The sequence below is a fragment of the Cobetia sp. PDI-12MA genome (assembly GCF_059507695.1).
In genome coordinates, this window is record NZ_CM183351.1 from 538,236 (window position 1) to 561,267 (window position 23,032).

At 62.7% G+C, this 23,032-nt stretch carries 17 protein-coding genes and 1 tRNA gene; 9 read left to right on the top strand and 9 right to left on the bottom strand.

All coding sequences use genetic code 11. The features are described from left to right. Positions 1-49 precede the first annotated feature (49 nt). The 6 genes from AC5WNI_RS02400 to AC5WNI_RS02425 all read right to left on the bottom strand — a co-directional run bounded on the left by AC5WNI_RS02400 (position 50) and on the right by AC5WNI_RS02425 (position 10,570). On the bottom strand, positions 50-820 hold the full coding sequence (locus AC5WNI_RS02400) for an RNA polymerase sigma factor (RefSeq protein ID WP_495928607.1): 771 nt from the start codon (positions 818-820) through the stop codon (positions 50-52). 198 nt (positions 821-1,018) lie between these two features. Then, entirely contained in the window at positions 1,019-3,736 is a 2,718-nt protein-coding gene (locus AC5WNI_RS02405) for a GNAT family N-acetyltransferase (protein ID WP_368448160.1), read from the bottom strand. Further along, entirely contained in the window at positions 3,733-5,367 is a 1,635-nt protein-coding gene (locus AC5WNI_RS02410) for a lysine N(6)-hydroxylase/L-ornithine N(5)-oxygenase family protein (protein WP_368448162.1), read from the bottom strand. Before AC5WNI_RS02410 ends, AC5WNI_RS02405 begins: the two co-directional genes overlap by 4 nt. Beyond that, positions 5,360-7,060 carry a pyridoxal phosphate-dependent decarboxylase family protein gene (locus tag AC5WNI_RS02415; RefSeq protein WP_487885641.1) on the bottom strand — a complete coding sequence of 567 codons (1,701 nt, stop codon included), beginning with the start codon at positions 7,058-7,060 and terminating at the stop codon, positions 5,360-5,362. The genes AC5WNI_RS02410 and AC5WNI_RS02415 overlap by 8 nt, the downstream gene beginning before the upstream one ends. A gap of 344 nt (positions 7,061-7,404) precedes the next feature. Continuing rightward, a complete protein-coding gene (locus tag AC5WNI_RS02420) occupies positions 7,405-9,537 on the bottom strand; it encodes a TonB-dependent siderophore receptor (protein ID WP_285460456.1) in 2,133 nt (710 codons plus the stop codon). Positions 9,538-9,856: 319 nt separating this feature from the next. Beyond that, positions 9,857-10,570 (bottom strand): hypothetical protein, encoded by a 714-nt coding sequence (locus AC5WNI_RS02425; protein WP_495928608.1) that lies wholly within the window; start codon positions 10,568-10,570, stop codon positions 9,857-9,859. Between the two features lie 250 nt (positions 10,571-10,820). Between AC5WNI_RS02425 and AC5WNI_RS02430 the strand changes: the two genes are divergently transcribed. Then, a tRNA-Ile gene (locus AC5WNI_RS02430) sits at positions 10,821-10,897 on the top strand. Between the two features lie 259 nt (positions 10,898-11,156). On the opposite strand, the gene AC5WNI_RS02435 is transcribed toward AC5WNI_RS02430, so the two are convergent. Further along, a complete protein-coding gene (locus AC5WNI_RS02435; RefSeq protein ID WP_368448170.1) occupies positions 11,157-11,714 on the bottom strand; it encodes a PRC-barrel domain-containing protein in 558 nt (185 codons plus the stop codon). A 723-nt stretch (positions 11,715-12,437) separates the two neighbouring features. Here AC5WNI_RS02435 and AC5WNI_RS02440 point away from each other — a divergent pair. From AC5WNI_RS02440 to AC5WNI_RS02450, 3 genes are all read left to right on the top strand, one after another. Then, the gene (locus AC5WNI_RS02440; RefSeq protein WP_495928609.1) at positions 12,438-12,797 is read left to right on the top strand and encodes a hypothetical protein; all 360 of its coding nucleotides are present in this window, start codon (positions 12,438-12,440) and stop codon (positions 12,795-12,797) included. A gap of 658 nt (positions 12,798-13,455) precedes the next feature. Next, a complete protein-coding gene (locus AC5WNI_RS02445; RefSeq protein ID WP_285460452.1) occupies positions 13,456-13,770 on the top strand; it encodes a hypothetical protein in 315 nt (104 codons plus the stop codon). 223 nt (positions 13,771-13,993) lie between these two features. Further along, positions 13,994-14,221, top strand: a complete 228-nt coding sequence (locus AC5WNI_RS02450) for a hypothetical protein (RefSeq protein ID WP_054555349.1) — start codon at positions 13,994-13,996, stop codon at positions 14,219-14,221. 120 nt (positions 14,222-14,341) lie between these two features. On the opposite strand, the gene AC5WNI_RS02455 is transcribed toward AC5WNI_RS02450, so the two are convergent. After that, positions 14,342-15,955, bottom strand: coding sequence for a peptidoglycan DD-metalloendopeptidase family protein (locus AC5WNI_RS02455; protein WP_495928610.1), 1,614 nt, complete (start codon positions 15,953-15,955; stop codon positions 14,342-14,344). Between the two features lie 508 nt (positions 15,956-16,463). On the opposite strand from AC5WNI_RS02455, the gene AC5WNI_RS02460 reads away from it, so the two are divergent. Both AC5WNI_RS02460 and AC5WNI_RS02465 read left to right on the top strand, forming a co-directional pair. Beyond that, entirely contained in the window at positions 16,464-17,366 is a 903-nt protein-coding gene (locus AC5WNI_RS02460) for a LysR family transcriptional regulator (RefSeq protein ID WP_495928611.1), read from the top strand. A 170-nt stretch (positions 17,367-17,536) separates the two neighbouring features. Then, positions 17,537-18,547, top strand: a complete 1,011-nt coding sequence (locus AC5WNI_RS02465; RefSeq protein ID WP_285460449.1) for a glutathione S-transferase family protein — start codon at positions 17,537-17,539, stop codon at positions 18,545-18,547. 40 nt (positions 18,548-18,587) lie between these two features. Here the strand turns inward: AC5WNI_RS02465 and AC5WNI_RS02470 are convergent, their stop codons facing one another. Beyond that, entirely contained in the window at positions 18,588-19,109 is a 522-nt protein-coding gene (locus AC5WNI_RS02470) for a YaiI/YqxD family protein (RefSeq protein WP_368448175.1), read from the bottom strand. 592 nt (positions 19,110-19,701) lie between these two features. On the opposite strand from AC5WNI_RS02470, the gene AC5WNI_RS02475 reads away from it, so the two are divergent. From AC5WNI_RS02475 to AC5WNI_RS02485, 3 genes are all read left to right on the top strand, one after another. Next, positions 19,702-21,399 carry a DEAD/DEAH box helicase gene (locus AC5WNI_RS02475; RefSeq protein WP_285460447.1) on the top strand — a complete coding sequence of 566 codons (1,698 nt, stop codon included), beginning with the start codon at positions 19,702-19,704 and terminating at the stop codon, positions 21,397-21,399. Between the two features lie 205 nt (positions 21,400-21,604). Then, positions 21,605-22,177, top strand: a complete 573-nt coding sequence (locus AC5WNI_RS02480; RefSeq protein ID WP_495928612.1) for a hypothetical protein — start codon at positions 21,605-21,607, stop codon at positions 22,175-22,177. Between the two features lie 53 nt (positions 22,178-22,230). Further along, positions 22,231-22,986 carry an endonuclease V gene (locus AC5WNI_RS02485; RefSeq protein WP_285460445.1) on the top strand — a complete coding sequence of 252 codons (756 nt, stop codon included), beginning with the start codon at positions 22,231-22,233 and terminating at the stop codon, positions 22,984-22,986. Positions 22,987-23,032 lie beyond the last annotated feature (46 nt).

Below are 23,032 nucleotides of genomic sequence, written 5' to 3' on the forward strand. Positions count from 1 at the left end.
TGGGCGACATGACGCGGAGACGTTCGCCCATCCGTGCTCCGCGGGGCCATCAGTGCTGATCGGCTCTTGCTGTCGGGGTGTCATCACGCCGGCGTCGTCGTCGCGCCTTGCCGGGCGACGCGGCTGACATGCGCTGCGCGGCTGGCGGCGAGTCCGCGGCGCCCTGTTGGCAGGCGGCGCAGTCGCGACTGACTTCATTGCGATAACAGCTCGCCGCGGCCAAACGCTTTTCGCAGTGTTGCTGCGCCTGGGTGACGTAGCGACCCGCCATGCGCTCGGACACGCCGAGACGCTCGCCGATCTCGCGCTTGGTCAGCCCTTCGAGGCGATACCAGGTCAGGGCGAGGCGAAAATGGCCCGCCAGCTCGGAGAGTGCCGCATCGACGACCTGCAGCTTCTGGCGGCGCGCCAGGCTCTTCTCCGGGTCCAGGTGGGCGGCCGCCACACGCTCATCGGCCTCGGACACCGATTCGAATTCCGGTGCACGGGACTGGTGACGGTGGTGATCGATGATCAGGTTGCGTGCGATGCGAAACAGCCAGGCGCGCGGGTTGGCGGGCCACTCTCCGGTCAGGCGCAGGCGCAGATAGACCTCATGACTGATGTCTTCCGCCAGCTCATGCGAGCCCAGCTGGCGCACCAGAAAGCCGGTCAGTTCGTGACGATGCTCGGCAAACAGCTGGTCCAGCGATTGGCGGTAGCGCTGTGCAGCACAAGCCTGCAGCTCAGCGGGCGTTTCATCATCTGGCCCGTGTGCGTCAGGCGTTCGCTCATCCGTGTCGCGATGAGGCCGAACTGGGGGCTTGGCGTGAGGGGACATCCACGGCTCGCAATGAGATCTGTCGTGATGGGGGAGTCATGGTATTGTTGTTACGAATCATTATCAATGATTGAGTATCAGACACGCCAAGGACCACCCCCGTGCATGACGAGGGCGGTCCCGGCGCTGCTTGGTCGCTCTTGACCGGTCGTGGCTAACGGGTTATCGCGACCTGATGATCGTCAGGTGTGTCACCCCCTAGCGTCGGGCGAAGGCCGCGATGGGGTTATCCAGCTCGCCCTTGAGCTGCAGGGCGCCGGACGGATCGGTGAGATCGACCATCTGCTGGTTGTTGCGCAGCTGCAGGCGGTTGAGGCACGACAGCGTGAAGCGCGGTGCGAACAGGTCATGGCGCGCGAACTTGTCGGCCATCTCCGGGTGGGCATCCTGGTAGTCATGGATGCAGGCCGCGACGCGAGACCAGAAGGCCTCCTCCGTCATCACCTGCTCGCGCACCAGCAGCGGTACCGCGAAGCGGAAGATGCAGTCGAAGACATCGGTGAGCAGTGACAGGATGCGGATCGGTTCCGGCACTTCGACCACCAGACGCTCGACTCCTTCCGGCAGTTCGAGAGCACGGGTCTTCTCGGTGGCGAACAGCGCCGCTTCCTCGGCGATGTCCTTCATCAGCACACCGCACGGCACGCCATCGCGCAGACGCATGATCAGGTTCTCGCCGTGCGGCATGAACACCAGGTCGTGCTTGAAGTAGCAGTGCAGCAGTGGCGTCATGTAAGCCGTCAGCCACTTGTCGATCCACGCTTCGGCGCCGATGCCGGAACGCTCGATCAGCGCTGGCAGCAAGGCCTTCTCATCGTTGTCGACATGCAGCAGCGCGGCCATGGTCATCAGCCGCTCGCCTTCATCCTTGACGTCTTCAGGGCTCTCGCGCCACAGGCTGGCCAGCATCTTGCGATAGCCGACGGCCGCCGGGTCCGCGTCTTCCAGCACGTCATCGCGATAGCCGATGGCCGCGACTTCACGCAGCAGGCGGAAGCCCCACTTCTCGAAGGACGGATCCGAATCGATCAGGCCCTTAAGCCACTGATTGATGATCGGAGTGGCACGCATGTAATAGGGCGACAGACCACGCATGAAGCCCATGTTGAGGATCGACAGCGCCACCTTCACATAGCGGCGGTTCGGCTGATTGCGGTTGTAGAGCGTTCGGATCGACTGCTGCGCCTGATAGCGGTCCTCCCCCAGCCCGAGACAGACGATGTGCTGACTGGCGATCTCGGCGGCGAAGGTGATCGCCAGCTTGTGGCTCCACTGCCACGGGTGCACCGGCATCATCAGGTAGTCGGAGGGCGCAAGGCCCTTCTCGGTCAGCTGCTGTTCCAGGCGGGCCAGCTCGGCTTCGCCGAGCTCTTCCTCGAGCAGACGGCGCGGATCGAGACCATCCACCGCCGAGTAATGGGCATTGTCGCGATGTACGGCGATCCACACCAGCGAGAACGGCTGCGCGGCTTCCGGCGCGTAGGCGCGATAGTCCAGCGCATCGAAGCCCATGCGGCCATTGTTGGCGACGAAGCACGGGTGGCCTTCGCTCATTGCCGATTCCAGGGTCTGGAAGGAGGCACCTGCCAGCACGCGGGCGGACTGATTCTCGCGCACGGCGCGCTGCATCTTCCAGGCGCTGGAGGCGAGCGTGGCGCTGACCTCCTCGAGATAGACCGGCAGCAGACGCGGCGGAATCTCCAGCACATCGTTGAGTTCCAGAATCAGCTCACGCGCGTCCAGCGGCAGGGGATTGCCGTCGGCATCCAGACGCTGGATGGAGGCGGCATCGATCAGCCAGTGATCGAGCTGGAAGCGCCGCGCCACGAAGCGATATTCCACCGCGCGGCGGCTGACCGGCGGCGTGTCGCTGACCTGCGCGGCCAGCGGCAGGCGGAAGTGATGCCAGTTGTCATGGCTCTGGCAGGCGGTGCGGGAGCCGCAGTCATCGGCGCATTGCGGGTGGATCAGACGCTCGTGGCTGAATTCGGCCAGCGCCTTGCGCACCAGCAGGCGATTGGCCTGCTGCCAGTCCGGCCCGGTGAGGTGCTGGCTGGCCACGGCCGGGTTGGCGGTTACGCCGCTGTCCAGACGCGGGCTGCGAGTGGCCAGAGCGGCGCGGAAGTCCTGCGGGGTGCAGAAACACAGCCGGGCCGGCTTGCCGTCGAGATCCAGCGGGCCATGATCGACGAAGCCCACCGCGGCATTCAGCGGATGAATGGCGCGATTGCGGCTGTCCGGCTCCACCACCACACGGGTCACGGGACGTACTGCGTCTTTCTCTCCATCGGCATGCTCATCGCGGAACTGGCCGGCGAAGATCATCGCCATGATCGATTCGATCACCGCACGCGAGAAGCCGCTGATGGGGGCCTGGCCCTCGCTGCGCGGCGCGACGAGGAAGTGCATGCCGAAGTCGCCGGGCTGCACACTGTAATGCTTGCCGAGCGGGTCGTGTGCCGGGTCATAGAGTTCGACCAGAAACGCTGGCTGGTCGTTGTAGAGACCGACCCAGCCCTGGGCATGCTGGCTGTCTTCCAGGCCCTGGTAGAAGTCGTACTTGGTGGTGATGAGGTCATCACTCATGCCCCAGAAGCTGGCGCGTTCGCCGCTGGTCCACTCATCCACCATCGCCATGTCGGCGGCGAGGTCCAGCGGACGCAGCGCGAATTCGGCGCGCTCGCTCGTGCTGCCGTCCTGCGGCTTGCGCTGGCGTGCCTGGGCTTGCTCCAGCTCCACTGCGCGGCGGGTGAAGCGCGTTCCCGGCGCCGGGCTGAGCAGGTTGATCGTTGCGGGCACGGCGAGCGATGTCGTCCCGAATACCTGCTGTGACGGTGTCGCTGCACTGTGTGAACCTGCCGCGCTGCTGGACTGTTCGGCGCTTGCGGCGCTGGTGATGTCGACTGGCATGTTCATGCGGTGGTCTCCCGGTGTTGCGGTGCAGCGGTGTGAGTCGTGTCGGCCTGGGTATCGGCAGAGTCGGTGCCGGCTGAAGAGCTGTCGACAGACGAGCTGTCGGTAGAGGCGGTACCGGCTGAAGAGCTGTCGGCAGAGGATAGGCCGGTAGAAGAGGTGCCGGCGTGAATATCCGTCTCGCCGTAGGGCAGGTGTGCGGCGGGCAGCGGTGTGAAGCCATTGCCACAGCCCTTTTCAGAGCCGGGCGCGCCGAAGCTCTGGAAGGCGATGCGGCGCTCGATGGTATAGACCTCGCGGCCGGTGATGGCGCGCAGGATGCAGCTGTTGCGATAGCAGGCCATGCCCAGGTCCGGCGCGGCCAGCGAGTGGGTATGCAGCTCGGCATTCTGGACGAAGATTTCGCCGGCGAACGGCGATTGATCGCCCTCGTTGCCGTCGGCATCTGCGGTGCTTTGCGTGTCGACGGCGTAGAAGCGACCGACGGCGTAGCGGCCTTCCTCGTCACGACGAATGCGCGACTCGATGCTGCGCAGGAAGGGCGGTGCCACGTACTGATAGCCCGTGGCCAGTACCACGGCGCTGGTGTCATGACGCCAGGCCTGCTGCTGTTCGCGCTGATAGAGCCCCAGCGTGAAGTCGCCGTCGGCTCCTTCCTTGTTCAGCGAGGTCAGTTCGGTATTGGTCATCAGGGTGGTGGGCACCACGCCTTGCAGCTGCTTGGCGTAGAGGGTGTCGTAGATCTCGTCGATCAGCTCGAGATTGATGCCCTTGTAGAGCCCCTTCTGGGTCGCCAGCAGGGTGTTGCGCTGTTCACGCGGCAGGGCGTGGAAGTAATCGATGTAATCCGGCGAGGTCATCTCAAGCGTCAGCTTGCCGTACTCCAGCGGGAAGAAGCGCGGTGAGCGCGTGATCCAGTTGAGCTGGTAGCTGTGGTGGTCGATCTCGCGCAGCAGGTCGAGATAGATCTCGGCGGCGCTCTGGCCGGAGCCGATGATGGTGATGGCCGGCTGGGAGGTCAGCTCCTCCTTGCGCGCCAGATAGTGGGCGTTGTGGCACACGCGGCTGCCCGCGACCGGCACGACGTCACGCACGGCATCGGCGGCTTTCGGCAGGTAGGGCTGGGTACCGGTGCCCAGCACCAGTTTGCGTGCGCGATAGGCGAAGGCTTCGCCGGTGCTGGGGCGAGTGCCGCGCACGACATAGATGTCGCCGACATGCTGGATGTCCTGGACGTCGTGATCGAAGCGCAGGCTGGTCAGCTCGCGCGCCGCCCACTGGCAGTACTGGTTGTACTCGCGGCGCAGCAGGAAGAAGTCTTCCCGGATGTAGAAGTTGTAGAGCTTGTCATGCAGCTTCAGATAGTTGAGGAAGCTGAAGTGGCTGGTCGGGTCGGCCAGCGAGACCATGTCCGCCATGAAGGGCGTCTGCATGCTGGCATCTTCCAGCAACATGCCCGGGTGCCAGTCGAACTCTGCCTTGCGCTCGAGGAAGACGCCGTTCACGTCTTCCAGCGGCTCGCTCAGACAGGCAAGGCTCAGGTTGAAGGGGCCGATGCCGATGGCGACGAAGTCCAGCACCTCATTACGCGTTTCAACTGTGTCGGTGACGTGAGGAGTCGAGGTGTCATGCATGACGGCTTTCCTTGGCTTCTGTGGTGTGGCTGCGACGTTTGGCGGCCGGGGTATCGACCAGGGCATCGGTCAGTGCTGCGGCGTGGCTTGCCTGGGCCGTGGTGCTGACAGCCAGATGATGCGCCTTGACCAGCGCCTGGCCGTGCTGGCGGATCAGTTCGACCACCGCGGCGATGTCGTCACGGGTGGTTTCCGGGTTGAGCAGGGTGAACTTCAGGTACTGGCGGCCGGAGACCTTGGTGGCGGCGACGATGGCCTCACCGCTGCGTGACAGGCGCTTGCGGATCTCGCGGTTCAAGGCGTCCCACTGCTCGGCGCTGAGGGTCTCTTCACTGGTGTCATGGAAGCGGAACACCAGGGTGCTGAGCTCCGGAGCCTGGACGACATCGATGTCCGGCGCCGTCTCGAGCAGCTGATGGCCCTCGCGGGTGAGGTCGATCACGCAATCGAGCATGTCGCCCAGCGCATCGGCGCCCATCAGACGCAGGGTCAGCCACAGCTTGAGTGCATCGAAACGACGCGTGGTCTGCAGACTCTTGTTGACCTGATCCGGCGTGCCTTCACGGGCCTGAAGTTCCGGGTTGAGGTAGTCGGCGTGATAGGTGACGTGGCGCAGCTGGGTGCGGTCACGCACCACGCAGGCGCTGCAGCTGACCGGCTGGAAGAAGGTCTTGTGGTAATCGATGGTGACGGAATCCGCCATCTCGGTGCCCTTGAGCCAGTGTCCGTGACGACGTGAGGTGATCAGGCCGCCGCCGTAGGCGCCATCGACATGGAACCAGATGCCACGTGCATGGCATTCGCGGCCGATGGCCTCCAGCGGGTCGATGCTGCCGAAGTCGGTGGTGCCTGCGGTGGCGACGACGGCCATCGGGATCAGGCCTTCGGCGCGGGCCTTGTCCAGCGCTTCCCGCAGGGCATCGGGGTCCATGCGGCGACGCTCATCCACGGCGACCGGGACGACGGCGTTATGGCCGAGGCCGAGCAGGGCACAGGCCTTCTGCAGACTGAAATGGCTGATGCCGGAGGCGAAGACGCGCAGACGTCCGGCTTCCGGCGGCAGGCCGTGGGTCTGGTTGCCGGGGTGGTTGGGCAGCTTCTCGCAGACCGCATCACGGGCCAGCAGCAGCGCCATCAGGTTGGATTGGGTGCCGCCGCTGGTGAAGATGCCATCGGCGGTCGGACCCAGCCCCAGGCGCTCGGTGGTCCAGTCGATCAGGCGCTGCTCGATCAGGGTGCCGCCGGCGCTCTGGTCCCAGGTGTCGAGGGAGGAGTTGATCGCGCCCAGCAGGCTCTCGGCCCAGACACCGGGCAGAACGACCGGGCAGTTGAGGTGCGCGATGTAGCGGGGATGATGGAAATAGACGGCATCCTTCAGGTAGAGCGACTTGAGCTCCTCCAGACCGGCTTCGAGGTTCTCGAGGGGCGTCTCGAGATCGAGGTCGGCGAAGGCCGGACGCAGAGCTTCCGGGGTGATGCCACTGAACGGCTGCTGGACACTGTCGAGCTGTTCAGCCACCAGGGTGCTGATGCGCTGCATGCCGGTCTGCCAGGCATCCATGTTGGCAGGCGAGAACAGGGCGGCGCTGGGCGAGCGGGACAGGGAGCCCGCACAGGCGTCGGTCTGGGTGTCAGACGCGGAGGATCCTGCGGCAGCGCCGTAGGTGGCGGCGGAATCTTGAAGGCTGTGCATTACATAACCTTATGCGAATGTTCGCAGATAAAGACTTGGAAGAGACTCGCAGCCAGCTGGGACAGATGGCTCAGGTGCGAGGACCAGTCAGGACATTCATCAAGTGCCGCGTTTGCGGTCGTTGTTGTTGGCGATGTAGTCGTCACGTCAATCACGCGAGCCGTGGGCATCGGTATCACGTGATTCGACATCGTAAGCGCAGAGTGCGAGTGCGATGTCAGAGGTTCCTGCATGCCAGATGTTTCAGACGATGAGTGGTTCAGGGCGATGGTGCCGGCGACATCCTTGCCGCCGGCGGGTCTTGCGGGTCGATTCAGAATCGACGGACTGCGCAGGTGTCGGGGTCAGAAATCATAGGTCAGGGTCGCGGTCATGCTGCGTTCGGCACCGTAGTAGCAGAAGCTGGTGTTGTAGCAGGACGCGATGTATTCCTTGTCGAACAGATTGCTGACGTTGAGCTGCACGCTGGTGCCGCTCCAGCCGATCTGGCTCAGGTCGTAGCCGACCAGGGCATCGACCAGTGCGTAGTTCGGCACCTTCTCGGTGTTCTCGGAATCCGCCCACATGTCGGCGTAGTAGCGCACGCCGAGGCCGGCATTCAGGCCCGTGAGCGGGCCTTCATTGAAGGCGTAGTCACCCCAGACGCTGACCTGGTGCTTGGGCACCTGGTTGGCATCGTTGCCTTCGGTGCCATCTTCCGCCTTGGCATAGGTCACGTCGGTGTAGCTGTAACCGGCCTGCAGCGCGAAGTCGCGGGTCACCTGGGTACGGGCTTCCAGCTCCAGGCCCTGGGACTCGATCTCACCGTAGGCGGTGTAGTAGCTGTCTTCCGGGTCCTTGGAGGCGACGTTTTCCTGATTGATGCGGAACAGCGAGATGCTGTACTGATCACGCGTACCGTTGGGCTGGTATTTCATGCCGACTTCGACCTGCTTGCCGGTGGTCGGGTCGAGCAGGTCGCCGTCTTCATCGGTGTAGGAGTTCGGCGAGAAGGACGTGGAGTAGCTGACATAGGGCGAGATGCCGTTGTCGAAGCCGTAGATCAGGCCGATGCGGCCGCTCATCTCGTTGTCGTTCAGCTCGCTGGTGGTGTTGTAGTCACGATCGGTGTTCTTGATGTTGACCCAGTCCTGACGCAGACCGGCGGCCAGGTTCCAGCGACCCCAGCTGATCTGGTCCTGCAGGTAGACACCGGTCTGGTCCAGTTCACGCTTCTGGTTCTCGGTGGCATAGATGGAGACATCGGCATCGCTGCTGCCGGAGACATCCAGCGTGCTGGCGGTGCCGTATTCCCAGTCCACGTCATTGGTGCGGGTCTGATAGTCGGCGCCGAACAGCAGGGTGTGATCGAAGGCGCCGGTGGAGAAGCGGCTTTCCAGCTGGTTGTCGACGGTCCAGGCGCGCAGGCTTTCCTCGCCGCCGGAGTAGTAGCGGGTCAGCTCGGTGTCCGAGGCCCAGCCGTAGGCGTAGACCTGCTCGAGGTCCACATCGGAGCGCAGATAGCGGAATTTCTGGCGTGCGGTGACAGCGTCATTGAAGCGGTGCTCGAAGTCGTAACCGAGCATGCGTTCGGTGCGATCAAACTCTTCGTAGTCTTCGTCACCTTCGTAGAAGTCGTTGCCGAGCTTGGTGCCGTTGTAGCTGACCACCGTGCCTTCGTAGGGCAGGCCTGAGTGGTAACCGCCTTCCGGGTCCTTCTGGAAGTAGCCCATCAGGGTGACGGTGGTGTCGTCGGTGACGTCCATGGTGATCTGCGGCGAGAAGGCGTAACGCTCTTCCTCGACGGAGTCGACCTGGGTGTCCTCGGCGCTGGCGAGGCCGGTCAGGCGGTAGGCGATACGCTGCTCGTCATCCAGCGGGCCGGTGAGGTCGAAGGCCGCGCTGCGTTCGTTGTCGTCGCCGACGGTGAAGCGGACCTGGCCGGAGTCCTGAAACTCGGGGCGCTTGGACTGCATCGCGACGAGGCCACCCGGCGAGGAGCGACCGTAGAGGACGGAAGACGGCCCTTTCACCACCTCGATGCTGTCGAGGAAGTAGGGGTCGATGGTCATCGAGCTGTAGGAGCCCGAGTCGCCCATCAGCTTCAGGCCATCCAGGAAGGTGTTGCTGACACTGCCATCGGAGAAGCCACGCAGTACCAGATAGTCATAGCGGTTGGAGGCACCGATCTGGTTGGTGAAGACGCCCGGCGTGTAGTCCGCGGCACGCTGTACCGTCTCGACGGCGCGCTTGTCGATATCGTCGCGCGTGATGATGGAGACGGCCTGGGGGGTTTCCAGATAGCCGGTATCGGTCTTGGTGGCCGCTGTGGTGGTCACCGTCATGGTGTCGAGGGTCTCGTCCTGAGACTCACGGTGGTCGGCCGCCATGGCCTGACCGGATAAGGGCAGGCCAAGGCCAATCGCCAGTGCCAGAGGGCGCCTGGGCAGGGTCATCAGCAGGGAGCGAGTGGCTTTATGTGCGGCGGAGTCTTTCATGAGCGCGGTGTTCCATCCTGAATGATTTATATAGGAATGATTCTTGTTCGTCGTTCTCTCCTGTGGGTAGACGTTCAGATGACGGCTTTCTGAACCATGAATGAGAATTATTTTTATCATTTTCTTGTGGCGCATCTTGTGCCCTGGTGTCATGAGGGCTGGCCAACCCCGTCATGCGTGCCCTCACTGGCCGGCGCTGGCCGTCATCTTCGGCTGATACCGGCACAAAAAAACCGCCCCGTGGGGCGGTTCTGATGACGCGATGCTCGGGCTCGCGACGCTATCGCGCTTGCCTGACGGCGTCGCGCTGCGCTGAAGATTACTGGTCGACCATCTCGCCCTGCAGCGTGACGGGAATGTCGCCTACCAGCTTGCCGTAGCCCAGCAGGTTGAGCAGAGTGCTGCCGATCTGATTTCTGGCGACTTCTGTACTGTCCAGAGAGATTGGGTCGGCGTTGATGAAGGTCAGGTGGGTGGCATCCTGACGGGTGACCTTCAGCGGCAGGGTCTCGCGGTGGGTACGGTTGCCATCGGTGGCCGAGAAGGGCACCTGCATGCGTGTCGTCTGGCCGGGTTCCAGCGCCGCGATGGCCAGCGGGTCAAGATTCAGAGTCAGCGTAGCCAGGCGCATCTGGCTGACGCCGGACAGCCACGGCGGTAGCTCGCCAACCTTGTCGAGCAGGTCGGTCTGTCCGACGCTCAATGGAATGCTCATCTTGCCATCATCTCCCACGGTGCCGCTCAGGCCATTGAGGTGATGCACGTGCTCCACGTTGCCCTGGCTGCCCTGCGCGGTCAGCGTCGCGGTGGCGCCGCTGCTGTCGGGTACCAGCTGCCAGGCGGCCTGGGTCGGCAGGCTGACACCGATACCACTCATGGCGAAGGCCAGTGCAGCGGCCTTGATCGGGGCGCTGAAGCGGCCTCCATTGGTCGTGACGGTGGGTCGGCTGGCGGGTTTGCGCAGCAAGCCAGTCGAGCGACGCGCAAGCGTGCGGCTCAGGGCGCGGGTCCAGCGAGAGAAAGGCAATGACATGTCATGACTCCTGATGGCCAGGGGCTTGATCGGGCGAGGCCCGCCATGAGCGCCTGGAAAAGATTCGATGCTGCAATGGCACCTTGGACAGGCGGCGGCTCCAAGGGTTCGCGACACTCGCCGCAGCCAAAGGCTGATGGGGGAGGATCAACGCACATCTCGCGCCGCAGATGAGAGGAAGAATCGCTATGTCGTTGAGTTTTCGGGCTTTCCCGAGGCTCATGCTTTCGCTATCATATGCGCGCTGCATGGGCCCATAGCTCAGTTGGTTAGAGCACTCGACTCATAATCGATTGGTCGCAGGTTCAAGTCCTGCTGGGCCCACCATGCACGCCTTCCAGCGGGGGGGCATTCAGTAGGCGCTCAAAAGCTCCAGAGCCCCGACAAGTCGCCAATGGCGGCTTTTTTGTGCCTGTCATTCCGGCCTATCTTGTGGTTCGTCATTTCTCTTCTTTCCCCGCCAGTGCATCAATGGCGTGATTTCTGGTGGTCCTGAACCACAAACGCCCCATGCCTAAGGCATGAGGCGTTTTCCACTGCATTGCCGCGGATCACCCGATTCGGGTGATCTCTGGCAGGGGCGCTATCACTGAGTCTCTTCTTCCATTTCCTGCTCAGTATCATTGGCGGCACTGCTGATGGCATTGCCGGCGGTGGTCAGCGCATTGGCGGTCGCTTGACGAGTGTCCTGCCAGGCGCTGGCAGCGGTGTTCTTGGTTTCATCCCAGGCCGCTGCGGCGCTCTTGCGCGTGTCCTGCCACCAGTCGGTGGTGTAGTTCGGCTGCTGCTCGAACTCGCTCACATCCATGTCTAGGTGGATGCGGTACTCCAGGGCGTCCAGATCATCGCCCTGTTCGGTCTCGAGGGTGAACTTGCCCGTTTCCACGACGTACTGGTTCTCGTCCAGCCCCATGGAGTCATCGCTTTCGACGACCAGAGCGGCGACCTGCATGTTGTCGTCGAGCAGGATGTCCTCGACTTCACCGATCACGTTGTTGTCATCGTTCTGCAGGTAGACATCGGCATCCATCAGCTCATCTGCGGAGTAGAGCCCCTGCGGATTGGCCATGGCCATGCTGGCAGTGGACAGCAGCGTGGTCGCGGTGATCGCACCCAGAATCTGTTTGCGGTTCATATTGCTCATGCCGTACTCCTTGCGTGTTGAATCGGTACTTCTGGTCCGGTCCATCAAGCGCTTCCTTCTCGCTCGTGGCGCAAATGATTCGCCAGAACCATGACCCTACCTACTGAGATCCTGACGAGACCGACAAGTTTCAAGGGGATGAAAGAAAAACTTGTACGAAAATTTCTCTGTCTGTCATATGCAAGGTGTAGAGGAGCAATGTCGTCGTGCCAGGGAAGTGAAGTTTCTGGTACCCCGTACCTGTCGCGAACAGGCCGCCCGCAAGCGCTCTGTCAGCAGGGCCTCAAGGTAGGATTCGAGTTGGGAGGGCGAGCAGAGAGGCGAGGTGCTGTAAGGGAGCTTGCACGCCAAGGCCTGCTTCTTTCAAGGCAACAAGTCGAGGAAATGCACGTGGATATGCCGCTATCAGTGCGCATTCAGGGCTTTTTCTGCTCTCTGATTGGGTGCCTGACGAGTGGGGCAAGCTGTTTTTGCACGTCACAAGAGGCTTTTTTGTAGCGAAGTGTTACATGGGGCTGGCGGGGCGCTCTTCTGCCATAGCGGGCGCATGGGGGGAGGTAAACGCTTGATCAGCGCACACGAAAACGCCTGCCAATGGGTCTACATTAGCTATACAGATACGTTCTGATACGCGTTAAAACTTGTACACGGTTTTGGAAGTGTCTAACTTTGCAACTGTCGAAGCACGGCGGGGCAGGCAGGAGATCACCTGATACAACATTGATGGAGTCGCAGAGCCGCTTTTTCAATCCCTTGTCAGGTTGCAGCAAGTTTCCACATCGTCATGCCGCCCGCTCCACCGGTTTCGAGCACAAGGTTTTCATCATGGATCCAATGGAGGGCATCGAGATGAACACAGTACGCAAGGTTCCCATGGAGTGTTCACGCTGTGGCAGCAACCGGGTTCACCTCGAAGATTCCCCGGCAGATGATGACATCGTCAGTTGTGCAGAATGTGATGAGTTTCTGGGTGTCTGGTTCATGTTGCGTGATCGCCTTGAAGTCAGCGCCCGCAAGCGAGCTGCAATTGACCCGGCCCTGATGGCGCAGAAGGTGGTCCAGCAGCTAGACGCCTCGGCCTGAGTCAGGCGCCTGCAAGGGCCAATGTTCGCCAGTGCGTGTGAGAGCGCACAAGAATCTTTGCCTCAGTGCCAGTCGGATTCGCTGTTTCGCCCTGGTCCAGGATTTGTTGCCCAGGGCAAGCGCAACTGAGTGCCTGGTGTTGCAGGTAAAGTCGAGATTTCCGTGATACCGCTGACGACTGTTCAGCGTCCTGGTCGACCTGCGGCGAGCCGCTTGCTTCCGCGATAGGTCCTGTTCTGCCTGAGAGTGTTTTCCCGGCCTTTGGTCGGGATTTTTTTGGCTTCAAGACTTTGGTTTCAAGACCATGAATACCCGTCTGACGCCCGCCTGAAGAATGGTGCGGCGGACGCACCCCGGATCTGACATGCGTTTGATCTGCGTCATTCGCAAGGTGTTATCAGACTGTAAGATAGTGCTGTCAGACTCTTGCCGGTCGCGCTGCCATGAAGTGTGTTCCGCGCTCTGTGCGCGACCTTCCACAGCCATGGGTACAGAGACTGACCAGCGATAAAATTGTGGCATCTAACCGAAAGTGCAATGGAGTCTGTCGCTATCTGTCTCCATCATGCGCACGCAAACTGAGCCACGTCTTGATGTTTTCCGTACTGAGAATCTGGTCATGACATCGTCATCTTTTGCGTCGAAAAGGAGTTCGCGCATGTTTACCCCATCAGTCCCGACCCGTAATGGCCCTCAGTGTCCCGAATGCAACGAAGCGCTGGATTGGCCTGCCCGTGATCTGCCGGATGATCACATCCTCAAGTGCCCCAACGGCCATGCGTTGTGTTCGATGGGCGATTTTCGCCTGGCGGCACGTGAGATGGCGCTGCAGGAAGAGTTCCGCCTGACGCGCGATGGCGCCAGGTCACATGGCCAGAATCGTGTGCCGGAGCGGCCCGCCACGCGCATGGCCAACACCGCAAGCCACGGCTCCAGTCATGAGTCGCTTGCCGGCAGCATCAGCGCCGCGTGACATCTGTCTGTTCGCGCCTGCCCCTCAAGCCCCGGCCAACGCGCCGGGGCTTTGCGTCTGAGCGCAGTGCCTGGATGTGCCTGGGTGAGGTGGCTCGAGCCGAATGACGAGCGACTCCCCGCCAGTGGGGTTGCATGCCGTGTGAGTGGCCCCATGTCTTGGGGAGACGCCAATTGCCCAGCCTCAAGGCGAGCGGCCTAGTCACCGAACAGGAGAATGCTTCATGTCAGATCTTTCCGAGGAACTGCGTATTCCCAAGCCATGCCCGGACTGTGGCAGCCAGCGAGTCCGTGTCTCGCAGGTCCACAACCCCGACGACAAGGTGTTCTGTGCATCCTGCGGCACCTATGTCTGTCTGTATGCCGATGTGGCCAAGATGCGAGAGGAGGGCGCGAGCAGTGAAGCGGAAGAGCTGCTGGAGCAGGCGTCCAACAAGGGCATGAAGAAGTGATCTGATCGCTGGCATGAGACACCGACCAAAGAAAAGGCCCCCCACCGTGAGGTGGGGGGCCTTTTCTTTGGTCGGGCACATTTCATGTCAGGCGCAGGCATCGTGCTTGCGGGTTCGCGCCTAGCTCTCGTCTCCCTGGTTCGGGGTAGAGGCCTTGGCGATGGCGCCAGTGTTGTCTGCGGCTTCCAGCTTGGCCAGCATGTTCTCTGACTGACGCTTGAAGTTGGCGAGCGCCTTGCCGGATAGTGACTTGTTGTTCGGCAGCTGAACGCGCATGGCATCGACCTGGCGGTTGTTGACCATCACCTCATAGTGCAGGTGCGGGCCGGTGGAGCGGCCGGTGTTGCCTGACAGGGCGATCTTCTCGCCCATGGTCACGCGCTCGCCTTTCTTGACCAGCGGACGTGACAGGTGCAGATAACGGGTCTTGTAGCCATTGTCCATGCGCAGCACCAGATAGCGACCGGCCAGCGGGTGGTTGCCGACCAGCTCGACGACGCCATCCGCGGTGGAAAGCACCGGCGTGCCGACACGCACCGCGAAGTCAGTGCCCTTGTGCGGACTGATGCGCCCGGTCACCGGATGGCGACGGCTGAGGTTGAACGGCGAGCTGATGCGCGCCTTGTGCGCCAGCGGATAGCGATTGAAGGCCGGGTCGAGCCCCTTGCCGTCGGGGGTGTAGTAGCGGCCATCGCTGCTGTTGCGCACCACGGTCAGTGACTTGCGAGAACCTTCATAGCGTGCGGCGAGGATGCGGGAGTCCATGCTGGTACCGTCGATCATGTCGGACTCGACCAGCACCTGAAACTTGTCACCCTTGCGCGTATCGCGACGGAAATCGATCTTCTTGCCCAGCACCTGGGTCAGCTGGCTGACTTCCGCGACGCCCAGGCCAGTGGCTTCCGCAGACAGGGAGAAGCTGCCACTGACCGTACCGGCGAACAAGCGCTGAGTGGCCTGGGTCGCCTTCTCGATCTTGGCGACATTGAAGCTTTCACCGCCGGCCTCACGCTTGACCATGAAGCCGCGACGCGCGTCCTTCATGATGCGCAATGCCAGCAGGTTGCCATCTTCATCCAGCTTGTAATCGAAGCTGTCGCCGATGCGCCAATGGGTCAACACGCGCTTGTCAGGCAGCGCCTTGAGGATGCGCGTGGTTTCGCTGTAGCCCAGGCCCAGCGAGCGCTCCGCCATCACGGCGAAGGTATCACCGGCCTGCACGGTATAGGTCTGCCACTCGGGTACATAGACTTCCTCGGCTGCCAGCTCGGTCTGCAGCGTCGGGCTTTCACCGAGCTCGACCGGATCGACGGAGAGGTCGTCATAGGAGGTGCCGCCGGCCTGTTCGTCGGTCGCGGTACCGATGACGGCTTCTGCGGTCTTCACTGCCGCCGGCGCCAGTGCCACGATCGGGCCTGCCGTCTGGCTGTCGGGGGGATAGTTGTCATCCGTCAGCAGCGTCGGCATATCGAAATCGATGGCAACGATCTCGCTGGGCGTCAGCGCTGCCAGCGGAATGTCACCGGAGGACGAGCTGGCCGCTGTCTGATTGGCGAGCTGCGCCGGGCTCAGGGGAGACTGAGTGTCATCGGCGGCAGCAATCGCCAGTGGCAGTTTGGCCGGTGTGCTGGAATTCGCACTGGCCAGGTCGATGGTGATGGACTGTGAGGCCGTAGAGACATCAGGAGCATCGAATGTTTCGAGAAGCTTGTGAGCACCCAGCACGGTAACCATGGTGGCAACAGGTAAAAGAAGATACTTGTGCGCGCGAGGGAGCGAATGAAGGATTCGCAGCATATGTGACCGATAAAGTTATGTGAAATGAAAAGATGGCAACAATGAGGCATTCGAACCTTAACCAAGGTTCCCGTCGTTCGATAGGCTGGACGCATGTCCAGTATGAGTAATTCAACCCTGTTTAGATCATTGACGGCGCAATTGGCGGTACCGGCAACATGAGGACTGGCGAAAATAGCGCCATTTTTGCTTAGGAAACGCTGTTCAGGCAGTAAATCCTGCTTGGTGTTAAATTTTGTAAAGTTACGCAAAATAGCGTGTTTGACCTCCTGGATTCAGAGGATGCCGTCTTGATGTCCGAGGTTTGCGACCAGATGCCGGGAGTCTGACAGCACAGAATGCTCTTTTGCTCCCGTCGGGGCGCAGTATCAGGTGTCTGATTTTTTGCGTATGGCATGTCAGGATTGCTCCGAGCATTCCCGTACACCCCGCAAGAGGAATCCCGATGTCGTCACGCGTGACACTGGCTCAGTGGCAGATGCTGGCTGCCGTGGTGGACCACGGCAGCTTTGCGCGCGCGGCAGCCGCGATCCACAAGAGTCCTTCGACCCTGAATCACGCCGTGCATCGTCTCGAGGCCTTGCTGGGCGTGCAGGTGCTGGAGCCGGTCGGGCGCAATGTCCGGCTGACCGAAGCGGGTGAATTGCTGCTGCGCCGGGCGCGTCAGCTGATCGAGAATGCGCGGGCACTCGAGGATGTGGCCGATGCGCTGTCGGCAGGCATGGAGAGCGAGATCGCCATCGCGGTGGACCAGCTGTTTCCACCGGAGGTGCTGGCACGGGCGCTGGAAGCCTTCTCGACCGCCTACCCTCAGGTGCGTGTCCAACTGCACGAGGCCACGCTGACCGGTGGGCGCGAGCTGTTCGAGGAGGAAGTGGACCTGCTGATCAGCGGCCTGATGCTGGATGGCCATCTCGGCACCCCGTTGCTGCGTGAAACCTTCATCGCCGTGGCAGCGCCGGGGCACCCGCTGCATGCCCTCGGGCGTCCGCTGGATCTCCGTGACCTCGTGCCGTATCGCCAGCTGGTGGTACGCGACAGCAGCCGTTCCAGCGGTATGGATGCCGGCTGGCTCAAGGCCGAGGCGCGCTGGACGGTGAGCCATCTGGCCACGTCAGTCGATCTTGCCGAACGCGGACTGGGCTTCGCCTGGTTGCCCCGTACCCGCGTGAGCGAGGCTCTGGCCCGGGGGCGGCTGCTGCCACTGCCGCTGGCCAATGGCGGCGAGCGCGAAGTGTCGTTGATGCTCTATCTGCCGGACGATGATCGCGCGGGCCCTGCCGTCCGGGCGATGAAGGCGCAGCTCCACGCTGCCGTCGAGCAGGATGCAGGCGAACGGCGCTCCTGAAAGCGTATAAAGCCTGAAAGAAAAGAGTGAGGACTCGAGAAGGGCAGAGAGATCGCATGGCGCGATCGTTCGAGAAATTCGATCGTTGCCGTGCAGGGAATTCGCTTGCGCTGTCGCGCTTGGCTCTTAGGCTGGTGGCATCCTCTCAATCCATATAAGGAGCGTGCAAGATGGGCTTACTTGTCGACGGCAAGTGGCAGGATCGCTGGTATGACACCGACAGCACCGGCGGCGAATTCAAGCGCGAGAGCGCGCGGCTCAGGGATTGGGTCGTGGCGCCCGATGCCCCGCTCGAGGGGCCGCAGGGACAAGCGGCCGTGCCCGCCAGCGCAGACCGCTTCCACCTCTATGTCTCGCTGGCCTGCCCGTGGGCGCACCGCGCGCTGATCATGCGTTCTCTCAAGGGGCTCAAGCCGCTGGTCGGCATGTCCTGGACCAGCCCGCTGATGCTTGAACATGGCTGGAGCTACCTCGAGGAAGAAGGCTCCAGCGGTGACCCGATCAATGGCGTGCGCTATCACCACCAGCTCTACACCCTGACCGACCCGCACTACACCGGCCGTGTCACCGTGCCGGCGCTGTGGGACAAGCAGGCCGGTCGCATCGTCAACAACGAGTCGGCGGAACTGGTGCGCATCTTCAATGACGCCTTCGATTCGCTGACCGGCAATGATCTGGACTTCTATCCAGAGGACCTGCGCGGAGAGATCGATGCCATCAATGCCGAGGTCTATGACAAGGTCAACAATGGCGTCTACAAGACCGGCTTCGCCACGCGGCAGGAGGTCTACGAGCGTCACTTCACGGCGCTGTTCGAGTGCCTGGATTCACTGGAGCGTCGGCTGGCCGACTCGCGCTACCTCACCGGTGAGTGGCTGACCGAAGCGGACATCCGGCTCTTCACCAGCCTGGTGCGCTTCGACGTCGTCTATCACGGTCACTTCAAGTGCAACCAGCGCCGCATCAGCGACTATCCCAATCTCGCCAACTACCTGCGTGAACTCTACCAGTGGCCGGGTATCGCCGAGACCTGCCACTTCGATCACATCAAGACCCACTACTACGGCAGCCAGTTGGCCGTGAATCCGACCGGCATCGTGCCCATCGGCCCGGCGCTGGACCTTGAGGCACCCCATGATCGTGAGCGCCTGACGGGACAGGGCATCCGCCGTCACGTCTGACGGAAGTCTCCCGGATTCCTGCCGTTGCCTCCGGCGCGGGTCAGGCGCCCGGTCTCGGACGTCTGGCCTTCGCCAGCCAGCGATCCAGAGCGTTGCCGAAGTCGCGCTGCTCGCGCTGGCCATAGGCGGACGGGCCGCCGGTATGCTCACCGCTGGAGCGCATGCTCTCCATGAAGTCGCGCATCTGGACCTTGGCGCGGATGTTGTTGGCATCCAGTGTCTCACCGCGACTCGTCATCACCAGCGCTCCCTTCTCGATCGCCTCCAGCGCCAGCGGCAGGTCGGAGGTGATCACCATGTCGCCGGGGCGGGCGCGCTCGACGATCAACTGATCGGCCGCGTCCGCGCCTGCCGGCACCGACAGCGCCTTGACGTGCATCGAGCGCGGCAGCGGCACCTGATGATTGGCGACGAACCAGGTGGGGGTCGCGGTGCGTTCCGCCGCGCGCACCAGAATGTCGCGCGCGGCGCGCGGACAGGCATCGGCGTCGACCCACAGCGTGGTGACATGCTCGGCGGGGTGTTCCGGGGAGGGGGCGTCATGGTCTTGCGCGTCAGTCATTCAGGCTCCTGTCAGGTGGCTGTGTCGCGGGTCGTGATGGCGGGGGGCTTGCCTGCCCGAGGGCGGCCGGCCTGCGACCAAGGTCAAAAGAAAGGATGCAGAATGCGTCAGAGGCTGCTAGAATGCCAGCTCCTCGCATGTAGTGACCCACCATCCTGAGTAGCCGAGCCCGACGTGATCGCCGTTTCTTGTGGCCATCAGCCGGTATTTCGCGCCTCCCGGACCGCGTGGCGTAGCTTGCCCCAGCCATCCGTGACCCCTCGACTCGATCGATGTCCGGCCGCCGCGATGCAAGACCCGTCCCTGTCCACAGTGTGCATGATGGAGCGCCCCGAGACTCTAGAGTAGAAGAGCCTCTGGTTGCTGTACGGTCGCCGCAGCGTTGTGCCTGAAAGTGGAATTGCGTCCACCTTCAGAGCAACCCGGGCCCGTCCATGCCAAGACGTCCAGCACTCGTACGTTTTTTCTGATGATGCCAGCGCCTCGTGCCTGACTGCATCGCCAGACGGAGCCCTTACGCTTCGTGTCGGTTCAACCCGACCCATTCTTCAGCTGCAAGCCTTACTTGTAGCCATTTAGGTGTGAGATATACATGACCACGACTTCTGTCGTCGATCGCTTCAGCGATCTTGCCCTGCTGCCTGCCGTCCTGACTTCTCTCGAGAAGCTGGGCTACGAAACTCCGTCCCCGATCCAGGCCCAGACCATCCCGAGTCTGCTCGAAGGCCGTGACATGATCGGCCAGGCACAGACGGGTACCGGCAAGACCGCTGCCTTTGCACTCCCGCTGTTGACCCGTCTGGACCTCGACCGCCGTGAACCGCAGGTTCTCGTGTTGGCCCCGACCCGTGAGCTGGCCCAACAGGTCGCCGTCAACTTCACACGTTACGGTCAGTTCATGCGTGGCCTGGAAGTGGCCACTCTCTGCGGCGGTCAGGACTACCGCGAGCAGATGCGCAGCCTCAAGAGCGGCGCGCAGATCGTCGTCGGCACCCCGGGTCGTGTCATCGACCACCTGGACCGCAAGAGCCTGAAGCTCGACGGCCTGAAAGCCCTCGTGCTGGATGAAGCCGATGAGATGCTGCGCATGGGCTTCATCGACGACGTCAAGCGCGTCGTCGCCGATACCCCGAAGGAAGCGCAGCGCGTCTTCTTCTCCGCGACTCTGCCGACCGAGATCGAGCGTATCGTCAACCGTTACCTGGTTGATCCGGTCAAGGTGACGATCAAGTCCGAATCGCGTACCGCTTCCACCATCGAACAGATGATGGTGCGTGTCGAAGGCGGCGCCAAGCTGGAAGCGCTGTCCCGCCTGCTGGAAGTCGAGACCGTCGATGCGGCCATCGTCTTCGTGCGCACTCGTGCCGCCTGTACCACTGTCGTCGAACAGCTGATCGCTCGCGGTATCTCCGCGGCAGCGCTGTCCGGGGATCTGGACCAGTCCCTGCGCGAGCGCACCGTGACTCGCCTGAAGCGTGGCAAGGTCGACGTGCTGGTCGCGACCGACGTCGCCGCTCGTGGTCTGGACGTGGCGCGTATCACCCACGTCTTCAACTACGACCTGCCGGGTGACAGCGAATCCTTCGTACACCGTACTGGCCGTACTGGCCGTGCCGGTCGTGAAGGTCGCGCCATCACCTTCGTCAGCGGTCGCGAAATGCGCAAGGTTCGCTGGATGGAACAGGCCCTGGGCCAGCGCATCACCGAACGCCAGCTGCCGAGCGAAGAAGAGATCCGTGGCCACCGTGACGCGGCCTTCCGTGCGCGCGTCGTCGAAGCCCTGGGCAGCAGCTCCAACGGTCACCGCGCTCTGGTCCAGAGCCTGATCGAAGAAGGTCACGATCCGGTCGAGCTGGCCGCTGTCTTCGTCAAGATGGCTCGTGCCGAAGAGACGCCGATCCAGTCTCTGCCGAAGCCGGGCGCGCGTCGCAACGAGCGTTCCGAGCGCGGTGAGCGTCCGGAACGTGGTGAGCGTCGCAACTCCGCGCCGGTCGCGCGTGAAGGCATGAAGCTCTACCGTGTGGCCGTCGGCCACCGTGACGGCGTCAAGCCGGGGCAGCTGGTTGGTGCTCTCGCCAACGAAGGTGGCATCGAAGGTTCGCGCATCGGTCGTATCGACATCCGCAACACGCACAGTGTCGTGGAACTGCCGAGCGGTCTGCCGACCAGCATCGTGTCGAAGATGGCGCGTGCCCGCGTCGCTGGCCGTCCGCTGGAACTGTCAGAAGACGGTGCAGGCGCTCGTCCGCAGCGTCGTGAAGGTGGCAACGACGACCGTCGTCGCGCCTGATCAGGCCTGAGTCGGGCCGCCACTGATCACAGTGCTGGCCACGGCGACTGAAAAGACCGGTACCTCTCACTAGGTGCCGGTTTTTTTGTGCCTGGACGAAAGGCGCCACAGGGGCTGGTATCCTGTGCTGGCGTAGGTCCACCGCTCATCATAGGTCCATCGCTCATCATAGCTCCACCGCCCATCATTTCCCGAGGATGCCCACATGAACTCTTCACTCGATGCCTTGCGCCGTGGCCTGCCCGCCACGGCTGTCCGCCAGCTGTTGCTGTGCGCTCTGCTGACGACCCCCTGGCTGTCACTGGGTGCGGCCCACGCCGAATCCGGGATGTCCGCCAGCAGCGCCACGCCGGAGATTCGCGTCCCGCTGGTCTCGCTGGAGGCGCTACGTCTGGCGCCGGTGGTTTCACCACAGGGCGAGGCCTTGGGCAAGGTCGAGGATGTGCTCAGTGATACGCGTGGTCAGATCCATCGCCTGCTGATTCGCCCTGATGGCGGCGACAAGGCGGCCAGCATCGACTTCGCGCGCTTCACTCGTGAGGCGGTCAGTGACCCGCTGGCGGCCGAGGCGCCCGGCGACATCCGTTACCGATTGGTGCTCGAGATGACGCCGGAGCAGCTGACGGCACGTGCGGACCAGCCGCTTTCCAATCGCCTGTCACGCCAGCTGGAACGCAGCATGGGGGAGGTCGGCAACGGGCTGGACACCTTCCGCAATCAGGCGGCAGAGGTGCTGCGTTCACTGGGCAAGCAGCTTGAAGGTGACAGCAATCGATAGCATCTGAGGGAGAGAGACCCGCAACCGACGTGAGGGAATGCATGAGTGAGTGGATGACAGCACTGCACGATTGGAATCTCGATCCTGCCGCCGCCGTTGCCAAGCAACGCGAAATGGCCACTCGACTGACGCTGACACCGCCCTGGGGAGCAAGCCCCGGCGAGTGGCCAGCGACCATCACCGGGGTCGATATCGGCTTCGAGGATGGGGGCGAGGTGACACGCGCGGCGGTGGTGACGCTGGATCTGACGACGCTGGAGCCCCTCGAGCAGCAACTGGTCCGTCAGCCGACACGCATGCCGTATATTCCGGGCCTGCTGTCGTTTCGGGAGCTGCCCGCCGCCATCGCCGCCCTCGAATCGCTGGAGCGTCCGCCCGAATGCCTGATGGTGGACGGCCACGGCATCGCACACCCGCGCCGCCTGGGCGTGGCGGCGCATCTCGGCCTGTGGTGTGACCTGCCATCCTTCGGCGTGGCCAAGAAGCGTCTGTGCGGCAAGCATGGTGAACCGGGCGATGCGCGTGGTGACTGGGTCGCACTGACCGATCGCGTACGTGAGGCGGATGGTGAGCTCGGCATCATCGAGAATACCGAGCTGCCCAAACGTGAACAGCGCAGCCAGCTGGGTGCTGTGCTGCGCTCACGCGCGAAGGTCAAGCCGGTATTCGTCTCGCCGGGTCAGCGCATGAATCTGGACACGGCGCTGGCGATGACCCTGCACTGTCTGGGCAAGACCAAGCTGCCCGAGCCGACCCGACTGGCGGACCAGCTCGCCAGCCGCCGCCTCAAGCGGCTTCGCGATGCCTAGCTGCCTCAAGCGGCTACGCTGAACCTGGCTTCGTGACGCCTTACCG

What these genes read in the sequence shown, in the direction of transcription:
- AC5WNI_RS02470 (WP_368448175.1), bottom strand. Translation starts at nt 19,109, where the DNA reads ATGACTGACGCGCAAGACCATGACGCCCCCTCCCCGGAACACCCCGCC.
- AC5WNI_RS02440 (WP_495928609.1), top strand. Translation starts at nt 12,438, where the DNA reads ATGGAGTCGCAGAGCCGCTTTTTCAATCCCTTGTCAGGTTGCAGCAAG.
- AC5WNI_RS02435 (WP_368448170.1), bottom strand. Translation starts at nt 11,714, where the DNA reads ATGAGCAATATGAACCGCAAACAGATTCTGGGTGCGATCACCGCGACC.
- AC5WNI_RS02455 (WP_495928610.1), bottom strand. Translation starts at nt 15,955, where the DNA reads ATGGTTACCGTGCTGGGTGCTCACAAGCTTCTCGAAACATTCGATGCT.
- AC5WNI_RS02405 (WP_368448160.1), bottom strand. Translation starts at nt 3,736, where the DNA reads ATGAACATGCCAGTCGACATCACCAGCGCCGCAAGCGCCGAACAGTCC.
- AC5WNI_RS02460 (WP_495928611.1), top strand. Translation starts at nt 16,464, where the DNA reads ATGTCGTCACGCGTGACACTGGCTCAGTGGCAGATGCTGGCTGCCGTG.
- AC5WNI_RS02410 (WP_368448162.1), bottom strand. Translation starts at nt 5,367, where the DNA reads ATGCATGACACCTCGACTCCTCACGTCACCGACACAGTTGAAACGCGT.
- AC5WNI_RS02415 (WP_487885641.1), bottom strand. Translation starts at nt 7,060, where the DNA reads ATGCACAGCCTTCAAGATTCCGCCGCCACCTACGGCGCTGCCGCAGGA.
- AC5WNI_RS02475 (WP_285460447.1), top strand. Translation starts at nt 19,702, where the DNA reads ATGACCACGACTTCTGTCGTCGATCGCTTCAGCGATCTTGCCCTGCTG.
- AC5WNI_RS02425 (WP_495928608.1), bottom strand. Translation starts at nt 10,570, where the DNA reads ATGTCATTGCCTTTCTCTCGCTGGACCCGCGCCCTGAGCCGCACGCTT.
- AC5WNI_RS02420 (WP_285460456.1), bottom strand. Translation starts at nt 9,537, where the DNA reads ATGAAAGACTCCGCCGCACATAAAGCCACTCGCTCCCTGCTGATGACC.
- AC5WNI_RS02480 (WP_495928612.1), top strand. Translation starts at nt 21,605, where the DNA reads ATGAACTCTTCACTCGATGCCTTGCGCCGTGGCCTGCCCGCCACGGCT.
- AC5WNI_RS02450 (WP_054555349.1), top strand. Translation starts at nt 13,994, where the DNA reads ATGTCAGATCTTTCCGAGGAACTGCGTATTCCCAAGCCATGCCCGGAC.
- AC5WNI_RS02485 (WP_285460445.1), top strand. Translation starts at nt 22,231, where the DNA reads ATGACAGCACTGCACGATTGGAATCTCGATCCTGCCGCCGCCGTTGCC.
- AC5WNI_RS02400 (WP_495928607.1), bottom strand. Translation starts at nt 820, where the DNA reads ATGTCCCCTCACGCCAAGCCCCCAGTTCGGCCTCATCGCGACACGGAT.
- AC5WNI_RS02465 (WP_285460449.1), top strand. Translation starts at nt 17,537, where the DNA reads ATGGGCTTACTTGTCGACGGCAAGTGGCAGGATCGCTGGTATGACACC.
- AC5WNI_RS02445 (WP_285460452.1), top strand. Translation starts at nt 13,456, where the DNA reads ATGTTTACCCCATCAGTCCCGACCCGTAATGGCCCTCAGTGTCCCGAA.